The 11678-nt window shown below is 69.8% G+C and carries 11 protein-coding genes; 4 read left to right on the forward strand and 7 right to left on the reverse strand.

Translation table 11 applies throughout. The annotated features are described in order from the left end of the window. Positions 1–5: 5 nt before the first annotated feature. Positions 6–365 carry an NADH-quinone oxidoreductase subunit A gene (locus OG780_RS18065; RefSeq protein WP_037627175.1) on the reverse strand — a complete coding sequence of 120 codons (360 nt, stop codon included), beginning with the start codon at positions 363–365 and terminating at the stop codon, positions 6–8. 724 nt (positions 366–1089) lie between these two features. Between OG780_RS18065 and OG780_RS18070 the strand changes: the two genes are divergently transcribed. Then, positions 1090–1923: a C40 family peptidase gene (locus tag OG780_RS18070; protein WP_328449439.1), complete on the forward strand. Its 834-nt coding sequence runs from the start codon at positions 1090–1092 to the stop codon at positions 1921–1923. 200 nt (positions 1924–2123) lie between these two features. On the opposite strand, the gene OG780_RS18075 is transcribed toward OG780_RS18070, so the two are convergent. Continuing rightward, positions 2124–3425 (reverse strand): geranylgeranyl reductase family protein, encoded by a 1302-nt coding sequence (locus OG780_RS18075; protein ID WP_326786165.1) that lies wholly within the window; start codon positions 3423–3425, stop codon positions 2124–2126. 98 nt (positions 3426–3523) lie between these two features. On the opposite strand from OG780_RS18075, the gene OG780_RS18080 reads away from it, so the two are divergent. Both OG780_RS18080 and OG780_RS18085 read left to right on the forward strand, forming a co-directional pair. After that, the gene (locus OG780_RS18080) at positions 3524–4030 is read left to right on the forward strand and encodes a GNAT family N-acetyltransferase (RefSeq protein ID WP_328449442.1); all 507 of its coding nucleotides are present in this window, start codon (positions 3524–3526) and stop codon (positions 4028–4030) included. An 81-nt stretch (positions 4031–4111) separates the two neighbouring features. Continuing rightward, positions 4112–4444, forward strand: a complete 333-nt coding sequence (locus tag OG780_RS18085) for a PASTA domain-containing protein (protein ID WP_328449444.1) — start codon at positions 4112–4114, stop codon at positions 4442–4444. A 41-nt stretch (positions 4445–4485) separates the two neighbouring features. Here OG780_RS18085 and OG780_RS18090 read toward each other — a convergent pair whose 3' ends face one another. From OG780_RS18090 to OG780_RS18105, 4 genes are all read right to left on the reverse strand, one after another. Next, entirely contained in the window at positions 4486–5181 is a 696-nt protein-coding gene (locus tag OG780_RS18090; protein ID WP_328449446.1) for a demethylmenaquinone methyltransferase, read from the reverse strand. Between the two features lie 269 nt (positions 5182–5450). After that, positions 5451–6866, reverse strand: a complete 1416-nt coding sequence (locus OG780_RS18095) for an acyltransferase family protein (protein WP_328449448.1) — start codon at positions 6864–6866, stop codon at positions 5451–5453. Further along, on the reverse strand, positions 6867–9191 hold the full coding sequence (locus OG780_RS18100) for a bifunctional polysaccharide deacetylase/glycosyltransferase family 2 protein (RefSeq protein ID WP_328449450.1): 2325 nt from the start codon (positions 9189–9191) through the stop codon (positions 6867–6869). Between the two features lie 19 nt (positions 9192–9210). Further along, positions 9211–9660, reverse strand: coding sequence for a hypothetical protein (locus tag OG780_RS18105; protein ID WP_328449452.1), 450 nt, complete (start codon positions 9658–9660; stop codon positions 9211–9213). Positions 9661–10008: 348 nt separating this feature from the next. On the opposite strand from OG780_RS18105, the gene OG780_RS18110 reads away from it, so the two are divergent. Beyond that, positions 10009–11052, forward strand: coding sequence for a chitinase (locus OG780_RS18110; protein WP_328449454.1), 1044 nt, complete (start codon positions 10009–10011; stop codon positions 11050–11052). Positions 11053–11072: 20 nt separating this feature from the next. On the opposite strand, the gene OG780_RS18115 is transcribed toward OG780_RS18110, so the two are convergent. Further along, a complete protein-coding gene (locus OG780_RS18115; protein ID WP_328449456.1) occupies positions 11073–11672 on the reverse strand; it encodes a hypothetical protein in 600 nt (199 codons plus the stop codon). Between the last annotated feature and the right edge of the window lie 6 nt (positions 11673–11678).

Consider the following 11678-nt stretch of genomic DNA (forward strand, 5'->3'; position numbering starts at 1 on the left):
GCCCCTCAGTCCCATTCCAGGCCGCCGCGCCGCCATACGTACGCGTAGGCGACGAAGACGGTGAGCACGAAGAGCAGCATCTCCACGAGCCCGAAAACACCCAGGGCGTCGAAGGTGACGGCCCAGGGGTAGAGGAAGACGATCTCGATGTCGAAGACGATGAAGAGCATCGCCGTCAGGTAGTACTTGATGGGAAAGCGCCCACCGCCGACCGGCGTGGGGGTCGGCTCGATGCCGCACTCGTACGCGTCGAGTTTGGCGCGGTTGTACCGCTTCGGACCGATCAGCGTGGCCATGACCACGGAGAAGATCGCAAAGCCTGCCCCGAGGGCTCCCAGTACGAGGATCGGCGCATACGCGTTCACGCTCCTCGCTCCTCTCAGTCGGCACTGACTGGTGGCGGTTTCGGCGAGCCTGCACCCCTGCCTCGTCAGCACCGCGAACCCCACCCGTCCCGGCGAAGATCGCGGACATGTGAAGCAGGTCACAAGCCCAACTGCCTCGCATCTTATGCCCGGCGGTCTGTGATCTGCGACACGGGGTATTGCCTTAGCTTTGTGATCTCCACCACCTGACGAACGATCATGAAGTCGGATGAGCAGTGATCTTCACACGCGAAGCGTCAGGTCGATCACCAGACGTGACATTTTCGCTCATCGCCGCAGGCCCAGGGGGTCGTCTCCATATCAAGAGACTTCCGCCGCATGCAAATTCGCGTTGGACGCACCCCCTTGATAGAGGACGGCGTTCACACTTCGGGGGGACCGGAGGGGCCGATGTGGACACGTGCACGCGTTCACGAGCGGGGGCGACGCGACGGCGGGGAGGGGTCACGCGCGGGACGCGGGGGCCCGGGTGACCGTTCCGTGACCTGCGCCACATCTACCTATGGGTCAGATAAGCCGGGCTTGGCCATCGACTTCAACCGGTGGTAGGTCGCGGGCAATTCGGACGTAATGCTGAAAGGCCATGATCACGGGCCTGATGGACAGTGTCCGCAATGCCCGTTACGGCGTCAATAAAGAGTGACGGGCGACGAATTCGGCGGCCGATTGAACAACTGTGGCGCACCACACGTTTCTTGAAGGTATGGAGGAGCCCCTGGTACCGCTAGTACCCATGTCCCACACCGCACACATACGAAGCCACCGGAAGCCCCGTCGCAACGCTCCGTCGCTCGCGATGCGCGCCGGAGTTGCCGGTGGCGTCCTCAGCACCCTGGCAGTGGCCGGCGCGGCGGGTTCGGCGAGCGCCGCCGAGCCCGTGACGCAGACCATGGAACTGCCGACCCTGACGGCCGATCTGGCCACCCAGGTCGCCGAGTCCGCGGACGCCACCCAGCAGACCGCGGCCAACTACCAGCTTCAGGCGGAGCGCGACGCGGCGGCCGCCAAGGCCGCCAAGCAGGCCAAGGCCGACCTGGCCGACGCCAAGACGAAGGCTGAGGCCAAGAAGAAGGCCGAGGCCGCGCGCAAGGCCGCGGCGGCCGACGCCGTCTCGCGTTCTTCGGCGCGGACCGTCCTGTCGGCGAGCGCGTCCACGTCCACGAACGTCGCCGCGCCGGCCAGCGGCAGCGTCGCGACCGTCGTCGCCTTCCTGAAGGCCCAGGTCGGCGACGCGTACGTCATGGGCGGCACCGGACCCAACGCGTGGGACTGTTCCGGGCTGGTGCAGGCGGCGTTCAAGCAGGTCGGCGTCGACCTGCCGCGCGTCTCGCAGGACCAGTCGGTGTCCGGTACGCCGGTTTCCCTGTCCAATGTCCAGGTCGGCGACATTCTGTACTGGGGTGCGGCGGGTTCGGCGTACCACGTCGGGGTGTACATCGGTAACGGGCAGTACCTCGACGCGGCCAACCCCTCCAAGGGCGTCGTGATCCAGGACCTCTCGGGCTACCCGGCCACGGGCGCGGTGCGCGTGCTCTGACCCACGGGTGACTTCCGGAGGACCGCTTCCTGTGCGGGGAGCGGTCCTTCGGGCTGTTCCGGAGCGGGTGGGAGCCTGTTCCGGACCGGCTCGGGCGGAGCTGTCGCGCTGACCGCCCGGGCAGCCCCGTGCGGACGGGTGACCGCTCGGGCGGCCCCGTCCGGCAGGTGACCGTCGGGGGCCGCGCGGGTCCCGTTCGGTCAGGCCTTCGGGGCCACCTTCGAGAGACCGTTGATGATGCGGTCCATCGCGTCGCCGCCCGTCGGGTCGGTGAGGTTCGCGAGCATCTTCAGGGTGAACTTCATCAGCATCGGGTGGGTCAGGCCCCGCTGGGTGGCGATCTTCATGACCTTCGGGTTGCCGATGAGCTTCACGAAGGCGCGGCCGAGGGTGTAGTAGCCGCCGTAGGTGTCCTTGAGGACACGCGGGTAGCGCTGGAGGGCCAGTTCGCGCTGGCCCGGGGTGGCGCGCGCGTGGGCCTGGACGATGACGTCGGCGGCGATCTGGCCGGACTCCATGGCGTAGGCGATGCCCTCGCCGTTGAAGGGGTTCACCAGACCGCCGGCGTCACCCACCAGGAGCAGGCCCTTGGTGTAGTGCGGTTGACGGTTGAAGGCCATCGGGAGGGCCGCGCCGCGGATCGGGCCGGTCATGTTCTCGGGGGTGTAGCCCCAGTCCTCCGGCATCGAGGCGCACCAGGCCTTCAGGACCTCGCGCCAGTCGAGCTCCTTGAAGGAGTCGGAGGTGTTGAGGACACCGAGGCCGACGTTCGAGGTGCCGTCGCCCATGCCGAAGATCCACCCGTAGCCGGGCAGCAGTCGGTCCTCGGCGCCCCGGCGGTCCCACAGCTCCAGCCAGGACTCCAGGTAGTCGTCCTCGTGGCGCGGCGAGGTGAAGTACGTACGGACGGCGACGCCCATCGGGCGGTCCTCGCGGCGGTGCAGGCCCATCGCGAGGGAGAGACGGGTGGAGTTGCCGTCGGCCGCGACCACCAGAGGGGCGTGGAAGGTCACCTCCCGCTTCTCCTTGGAGTCGGCGTCGCCCAGCTTCGCGTGCACGCCGGTGATACGGCCGGTGCGCTCGTCGATGATCGGGGCTCCGACGTTGCAGCGCTCGTGCAGCCGCGCGCCCGCCTTCTGCGCCTGGCGTGCGAGCTGCTCGTCGAAGTCGTCCCGCTTGCGCACGAGTCCGTAGTCGGGGAAGGAGGCGAGATCCGGCCAGTCGAGCTGGAGGCGCACGCCGCCGCCGATGATGCGCAGACCCTTGTTCCGGAGCCAGCCGGCTTCCTCGGAGATGTCGATGCCCATCGACACGAGCTGCTTGGTGGCGCGCGGGGTCAGACCGTCGCCGCAGACCTTCTCGCGCGGGAAGGCCGTCTTCTCCAGGAGCAGGACGTCGAGTCCCGCCTTCGCCAGGTAGTACGCGGTGGTCGAACCGGCTGGCCCGGCCCCGACGACGATGACGTCGGCGGTGTTTTCGGAGAGCGGCTGGGGCTCGGTCACGGCGGGTTCTCCCCAAGACTCGAAATCAACGTGCCGACGGGCACTGGACATGGGCAGTCTATGCAGCGGTACCGATCACCCGGCTGAAGGGCTGCCCCGTGAACCGAGCTCTCCCCGATGTACGCCTGCGCGTTCCCACCGACGAGGACGCCCTCGCCTGGCACCGGGTCTTCGACGACCCCGAGGTCATGGAGTTCCACGGGGGCCGCGCGGCCGAGCGGTCCGTCTACGAGGAGCTCACGGCCCGCCAGCGGCGGCACGACGCGGAGTACGGGTTCTGCCTGTGGACGGTGGTCGGTCCCGGGGACGAGGTACTGGGCTTCACGGGCGCGCAGCCGTGGCCGCACGCCTGGGGTCCGGCCGGGAAGATCGAGATCGGCTGGCGGCTGGGGCGGGCGCACTGGGGCAAGGGGTACGTCACGGCGGCGGCGCGAACCACGCTGGAGCGGGTCCGCGCGGCGGGCGTCACGGACGTCGTCGCCATGGTCAACGCGGGCAACGCCCGTTCCATCGCGGTGACGAGACGGCTCGGCATGGAGCTCGCGGAGCGGTTCACGCTGCCCGCGTCGCGGCAGGAGGGCCACCGCTACCGACTGGCCCTGTGACGGATTCCGGCGCGTCTCCTCATGGCTTCCGGAAGGGCACGGACGAGGCTTACCCTTCCGGTACCGCTGGGGGTGACGTCTGTGCGCATAACACCCAAGACACCCGAAGTGCGCGTACCGCGGCTCGTCGGCCTGATGGCCGTGGACGCGCGTGAGACGGCAGAGGCGCGTGGTGTTCTGCTCGCCGCGCCCGACCGGCCCGATTTCCCTCGGACGGTCGTCGACTACGTCGTACGGCAATTTCCGCAGCCCGGTGCCGAGGTGCCGCGCGGAGCCGTCGTCACGGTGTGGTTCGACCTGGGGGACGCGGAGGGCGGCGCCGGAGTGCGTGAACCACGTCCGTCCCGTCCGCCGTCGGGCGGGCTGCGCCGCGAACTCGACCTGCCCGGCGACCCGTTCGCGGTCCTCAGGTAGCCGGCCCGGACGGGTTCCCGGCGGGTGGACGCCGAGCGGGGTCAGGCCGGCTTGTAGCCCCGGTGGAGGGCCACGATGCCGCCCGTCAGGTTGCGCCAGGCCACCTTCGACCAGCCGGCCTTCTGCAGCCGCTCGGCCAGTTCGGGCTGGGTCGGCCAGGCGCGGATGGACTCGGCGAGATAGACGTACGCGTCGGGGTTGGAGGAGGCGGCGCGGGCGACCGGGGGCAGCGCGCGCATCAGGTACTCGGTGTAGACCGTACGGAACGGCGCCCAGGTGGGGTGCGAGAACTCGCAGATCACGACGCGTCCGCCCGGCTTGGTCACGCGGTACAGCTCGCGGAGCGCGGTGTCGGTGTCCTGCACGTTGCGCAGTCCGAAGGAGATCGTGACGGCGTCGAACGTGTCGTCCTTGAAGGGCAGTCTGGTCGCGTCACCGGCGGTCATCGGCAGCCAGGGGTGGTTGCGCTTGCCGACGCGGAGCATCCCGAGGGAGAAGTCGCAGGGGACGACGTACGCGCCGGTGCGGGCGAAGGGGAGGGACGAGGTCGCGGTGCCGGCCGCGAGGTCCAGGATCTTCTGCGCGGGGCGCGCGTCGACCGCCTTCGCGACCTCCTTGCGCCACGCCCGGTCCTGTCCGAGCGACAGCAGGTCGTTCGTCAGGTCGTACCGTTCCGCCACGTCGTCGAACATCGAGGCGACTTCGTGCGGCTGCTTGTCCAGGGATGCGCGGGTCACGGTCCCCATTGTGGCAGTACGGGCCCGACGGCTCTCCGGCGCCCGGCCGGGAAACGGGCTCTGTTCCCCGCGTACGGGAAAAGCGCCGCACCCGCCCCCGTGGACCACGGGGAGGGTACGGCGCTGTCCGACGACTCCGGTGTCCGCCGTCGGCCCGGCGGACTGCGGGCTCCCGCCGTCGGTCCGAGGGGCTGCTGTCGCGGGCCGGGCACTACCGCACAGGCTCCGGGATCTCGGTGAACGGCGCGGTGATGATGAGGTTCGAGCCGCTACGGCAGCAGCCGGGGTCGTTTCCGGGCGGCCACGTCCTCGACCCAGCCGAACAGAGGGATCGCGATCCAGATCAGCACCCAGCCGACGGCGAACATGAACCACTGGCTCTCCAGGGGCAGCCATTTCTCGAAGGCCGGCACCTTCCAGAACTGGTCGATCAGCGGGACGGCCAGGATCAGCGCGATCTCGTGCCAGAGGTAGATCGTCACCGCCCGCCCGTTGAAGACCGTCACCGTGCGGTCGAGCCGCCTGAAGCGGGCCAGCCAGGCGAAGTCGACGTCGTAGTACGCCTTGAAGTACATCAGCGGCGTCACGAAGCCCGCCGACCAGAAGGCCTGGGCTAGAGGGATCTCGTCGAGGTCGTACGTGCCGTACTCCGACCGGTGCGCGAGGGCGTACCAGCCGCCGTACGCGAGCGCGGCCGCCGAGGCGAGGACCACCGCGGCCGGCTTCAGACGCTGGAGCACCCCCTCGCGGTGGGCGAAGCCGACGAGCCAGCAGAAGAGGTAGGTGGCGAGGTCCGTGAGGGCGCTGCCGAGGCGGCCGTCCGGGAGGTGGGGGCCGTACTGGAGGACGAGGACCGGGACGAGCGAGAGGAGCAGCACCGGGATCGGGGCCCTGCGGAAGATCTTCAGCAGCAGCGGGGAGAGCAGGACGAACCAGAGGTACGTGCGCAGGTACCAGAGAATCTCCCAGGCCTGCACGCCCCACTGGTTCCCCGGAGGGTCGCCGACCGGGACGACCCAGAACACTATCTGCCAGCCCGGCATCCAGCCGTGGATCAGCATCGCCACCACGACGAAGAGGCCCCAGAACCAGAACGGCGGCAGCAAGCGCCGTATTCGGCTCCGGACCACGGTGAGGGCGGGGCGCTCCAGGGACTTGGCCATCAGCGTGCCGGCGAGCGCGAACATCACGCCCATCGACGGGAAGACCAGTCCGGCCCAGGCCCAGCCGAAGGTGTGATAGGTGACGACACGGACCAGGGCGACAGCGCGGAGGGCGTCGAAGTACCGGTCCCGGCCGCCCCCCGCTCCCTTCTTGCGGGAAGGGGACGGGACCGGGGCCGGCCCGGTCGCCGCCGCCTCCGCCGCCGCCTCCTCCTCCGCCGCCGCCTCCTCCGCCGCCGTCGCCGCGGTCTCCGTATCCGTCTCCGTCAAGACGGGGTCCTCCGGCTCGGGAACGTACTGCCACTGCTCCGCGTACGGAGCCGACTGCCCGTACGCCACCGGCTGCTCGTACGACGGGGTCCGGTCGTACGGGAGCCCTTGCCCGGGATCGTGGGCGTACCCGCCGTCGTACCCGTACGCGGGGCCGTGACCGTACCCGCCGTCGTACCCGGAGCTGTGCCCGTACCCGTATCCGTACTCGCCCTCGTACCCCTGGCCCTGCTGTTCCGCGCCCCAGGTCATCTAGCTCACCCCCGCCGGGGTTCCGACCTCGCCCGTGCGCTTGAGCTTCTGCCAGCGGAGCCGCCCGCCGGTCAGGGCTGTGACGCAGGAGTGGATCAGGACCAGGTACATCATCTGGCGGTAGGCGAGTTGCTGGAGCGGCAGCATCGCGAGGTAGCGGTACTTCTCCCGGTCGAGCCGGAACGCGTAGGCCGCGCAGACCAGTTGGACCGCGAGGACGGCCAGCCAGGCGATCAGCGCGGCCCGGAAGTCCACGAAGATCATCGAGTACAGGGTGAACACGTCGATGAGCGGCGCGAAGACCGGCGTGACGATCTGGAAGAGCACCACCAGCGGCATGCCCACGCGTCCGAAGCGGCCCGAAGGACCCTTGTCCGTCAGGGACTTGCGGTGCTTCCACAGTGCCTGCATGGTGCCGTACGACCAGCGGTAGCGCTGCGACCAGAGCTGTTTCAGCGAACCGGGCGCCTCCGTCCAGGCCTTGGCGTGCTCCTGGTAGACGACCCGCCATCCCGCGCGGTGCATGGCGATGGTGATGTCGGTGTCCTCGGCGAGCGTGTCCTCGCTCATGCCGCCGACCCCCAGCACCGCGTCCCGGCGGAACGCGCCGATCGCGCCGGGGATGGTGGGCATGCAGCGCAGCAGGTCGTACATGCGGCGGTCGAGGTTGAAGCCCATCACGTACTCGATGTGCTGCCAGGCGCCGATCACGGTGTCGCGGTTGCCGACCTTGGCGTTGCCCGCGACCGCCCCGATCTCCGGATCCGCGAAGGGCTGCACGAGCTGGTGCACGGCGTCCGGCTCGAAGACGGTGTCGCCGTCCATCATCACGACGATGTCGTGACGGGCGTTGCGTACGCCGTTGTTGAGGGCGGCGGGCTTGCCGGCGTTCTCCTGCCGGATGACCCGGACGTTCGGCATGCCGAGCGACTCGGCGATCTCGGACGTGTCGTCGTCGGAGCCGTCGTCGACCACGATGATCTCGATCGGATGCGTGCTCCTCGCCAGCGACTTCAGGGTGTTGGCGATGCATTCCTTCTCGTTGTACGCGGGCACGATCACGGTCACGGGCCGGGTGACCGTCGGTCCCCAGCTGAACTTCCCGCCCCGGCCGCCTCCGCGCTTGCGGTTGCGCTGCCGGTAGTGACGGCGGGCGAGGATCAGCATCATCCCGAAGCGGCCCATGACGGCGACGCCGACGACCACGAGGAACCAGGACAGCGCCGGGACGACCCATTCGGCGACCGCCACGGCGTAGACGAGTGCCCTGCCCTCGTAGAGGGTCGCGCCGTCGGCCTTCCGCTGGCCCGCCTGCGCGGCGGCGCTCGTGATGCCACCCGCCGCCGGACCGGTGGCCGCGGAGGTGCCGCCGGACCCGGACGCACCCTGGTTCGGAGCGGCCGCGGAGGCGCCCCGGTCCGGTGCGGCTCCGGACGCCGACCGGTTCAGTTCGGCCTGGGCGCCGCTGACGGTGGTGAAGGTGTAGCCCTTCGCCTTCATCTTCTTGATGTACGTGTCGAGCGCCTCGACCGTCTGCGAGCGGTCGCCGCCCGCGTCGTGCATGAGGACGATGGCACCCTGGTTCTTCTTCGGTGTCGCCCACTGCACGATCTTCGAGACGCCCGGCTTCTTCCAGTCGTCGCTGTCGGTGTCGACGAAGACGCTGGTGTAGCCGAGGCCGCCGAGCTCCTTGTAGACGGGCCAGCTGTAGTTGTCGACGGCGCTGATCTCCGACGAGTACGGGGCACGGAACAGCGTGGTGGTGATGCCGGCCGCGCCCGCGAGGGCCAACTGCGTCTGCTTCAGCTCACGTTGGAGGCGCGCGGTGCTCTGGTAGGAGAGGTCGACGTGGGTGAAGGTGTGGATGCCGACCTCGTTGCCCTGGTCCACCATGTTCTTCACCACGCCGGGGTAGCGGGAGACCATCGAGCCGACCAGGAAGAAGGTGGCGTCGACGTCGTTCTTCTTCAGGACCTTCAGGACTTCGGGCGTCCAGTTGGGGGTCGGCCCGTCGTCGAAGGTGAGCACGATGGTCTTCTTCGGCACGGACTGCGTCTTCGCGGTGCCGCCGGTGAACGTCAGGATGGGCCCGCCGTCGAGGATCTTCTGGGGGACCTTGTCGTAGGCCGCGCCGTCGCGCACGCGGGCGTCGTTGCCGATCTCCGAGCGCAGATAGCCGTCGAGCAGCATCACGCTGATGAGCGCCAGCAGGAGCATCAGGGCGAGGATGACACGGGGTTTCTGCAGCGCGGCGGCCTTCCCGGCGGCCCGCTCCAGCTTGGAGGGGGCCCGCCGACGGCCGCGCGCCGGTGTCGTCGTGGTCATGAGAGTGGGTGCGCCCCCGTCACTCGGTGCCGGTGGAGGCGGAAGCCCCGGCGGTTGTCGTGGCGGTGGAGGACGCCCCGGCCGTCGCCGTGGAGGCGGAGGAGGGCGTGGACCCGGTGGGCGGACCCGACGGCGGGGTGCCGGTGGGCGCTCCGTCCGGCGCTCCGCTCGGGGCGGTGCCGGCGCGCGGTCCGCCGTAGCCCCCGTCGGGGGCGGAGCCGGCCCGGCCGCCGTCGAAGGGGAGGAGCGAGGAAGGCGTCAGCGAGGTGCCCCAGCCCATGAAGGCCATGCCGAGCACGACGGCGTAGCCGAGGCAGCCGACGCAGACGAGCATCCCGACTCTGCTCAGCAGGCGGGCACGGCGCCCGGAGTTGTCAACGAACACGGGGCCGGCCTCGGCCCCGCTGCCGCGTTTGCGGCGGCGGCCACGCATCTGGGCACGGTTTTCGACGGCGGACTCGGATTGCATTCCCCAGACGGTAGGACGCGTTTATGTGTCAGAAACTCCGAGTTCCGTATGAACGAACCATGAGAGAGGCCCCAACCTGTATTTTCTCTATGAGAATCGAGAAATGCCCGCACAGCTCAGCCCTGATGAATATGGGAGATATGCACCCTTCCAGAGCCCGAATCACCCTCTTTGTCGGCATATTCGCTCACGATCCTCCTTCGCGGTCTCCATTCCGCATTCCGTTCCGGATGTGACACATTTCCAGTCGGGGAACAACCGTTTGTTTCTGTCCTGAGACGGACATCACAAGGCGCCACAAGATGTCGCGAGAGATCACAAGAGATCACGAGAGTGGGTGCGTGCGGAATGCGGAGTTTCCTGAGGCCGGCCGCGGGGGTCGTCTGCGTGGTGGCCCTGGCCTGTGCGGGGTGCTCCTCGGGGGGCGGCGGCGCCTCGGACCCGGCGTCCGCGGGAGCCGGGCGGACGACGGCCGCGGCGGCGTCACCGAACCCGGGCACGACGAAGTCGTCGGCCACCTCGTACGCCCCCTACGTGAGCGCCACGACCACCGCCGACACCGATGCGGCGGGGTCGCCGACCACGTACAACCTGGCCTTCGTGATCTCGGACGGCGGCGGCTGCACACCGGAGTGGGACGGCATGTACGCGATCGGCGACACGGCCGTGAAGTCCCGGGTCTCGGCGCTGAAGAAGTCCGGCGCGCGGGTGCGGGTGTCGTTCGGAGGCGCCTCGGGCAAGGAGTTGGCGTCGACGTGCGACAACGCGAGCGACCTCGCCGCCGCTTACGGGGCGGCACTGGACGCGGCCGGCTCCACCCAGGCGGACTTCGACGTCGAGGGCGCCCAGTTGAGCGACTCCGACTCGGTCGCGCTGCGCTCCGAGGCCATCGCGCTGCTCCAGAAGAAGCGTCCCGGACTGACGGTGTCCTTCACCCTGCCCGTGATGCCGTCGGGCCTCGACGCCGACGGCCTGGCCCTCCTGGAGTCAGCCAACGACCACTCGGTGGACGTCTCCACGGTCAACATCATGACCATGAACTACGGCAGTTCGTACGCCGACGACATGGGTGACTACGCGATCACGTCCGCCGAAGCGGCCCACGAGCAGCTGAAGAAGGTGTTCGGACTGTCGGCCACCGACGCCTGGCAGGGGCTCGCGCTCACCTCGATGATCGGCGTCAACGACGTGGACAACGAGACGTTCGGACTCTCGGACGCGGCGCAGGTACGGGAGTTCGCCGAGAAGAAGGGGGTGGCCTGGGTGTCGATGTGGTCGACGTTCCGGGACCGGCAGTGCGAGAAGGGCAGCGCCACGGCGGGCGACGCGGCGACCGACTGCAGCGGCGTGCGGCAGAGTGCGGGGGCGTTCGCGAAGGCGTTCGCGGGCTGAGCCGGCGGCACGTGCCGTGATCAGCGGCTCCGGTACACCAGCCGCCCGCCGATCACGGTCGCCACGCAGGTTCCCGGACCGAGCCGGACCAGTTCGGCGCGGTCCGCCACGTCGAACACGGCGAACCGGGCGGGACCGCCCGGCGCGAGCCCCGGCAGCATGATCAGCGGGGTCGGGGACAGCGACGCCGGCCCCGCGAGCCGGTCCGGCCGCCGACCCACCGCGAGACCGGCCCTGCGCACCGCGTCGACCACGGCTCGCGACCGCAGCTCCCCGGCCACCGCCACCGTGCCGTGCGCCAGCAGCCGCTGGATCCCGCGCCGCGCGCTCGCGCCGACGCGTGCGGGATCGGCGCGGAAGATCCGCTTGGCCCGCTCCCCGCCGATGGGCTCGGTGCCGAAGCCCTCGGCCTCGCGCGGGTCCGGGTGGTACATGCCTTCCAGGAGCTCCGGGCCGTACGGGTTGAGCAGCCCCGGCGTCAGGATGCCGGGCCAGCGCCGCACCTTCGCGTCCGGACGGTCGGCGGCCAGTTCCTCGTACGGGCCGACGGCGGCGACGGCTGCCCCGTCGACCAGGACCGAGGTCCCGGCCGACTGCTCGGCTACGTGAAGTGTCAGCACGGCGCG

Source organism: Streptomyces sp. NBC_00386, assembly GCF_036063235.1.
In the GTDB taxonomy this organism is placed as follows: domain Bacteria; phylum Actinomycetota; class Actinomycetes; order Streptomycetales; family Streptomycetaceae; genus Streptomyces.

Excerpts from the sequence above, each read along its gene's own strand:
- OG780_RS18110 (WP_328449454.1), top strand. The coding sequence starts at position 10,009 with ATGCGGAGTTTCCTGAGGCCGGCCGCGGGGGTCGTCTGCGTGGTGGCC.
- OG780_RS18070 (WP_328449439.1), top strand. The coding sequence starts at position 1,090 with ATGGAGGAGCCCCTGGTACCGCTAGTACCCATGTCCCACACCGCACAC.
- OG780_RS18095 (WP_328449448.1), bottom strand. The coding sequence starts at position 6,866 with ATGACCTGGGGCGCGGAACAGCAGGGCCAGGGGTACGAGGGCGAGTAC.
- OG780_RS18100 (WP_328449450.1), bottom strand. The coding sequence starts at position 9,191 with ATGACCACGACGACACCGGCGCGCGGCCGTCGGCGGGCCCCCTCCAAG.
- OG780_RS18105 (WP_328449452.1), bottom strand. The coding sequence starts at position 9,660 with ATGCAATCCGAGTCCGCCGTCGAAAACCGTGCCCAGATGCGTGGCCGC.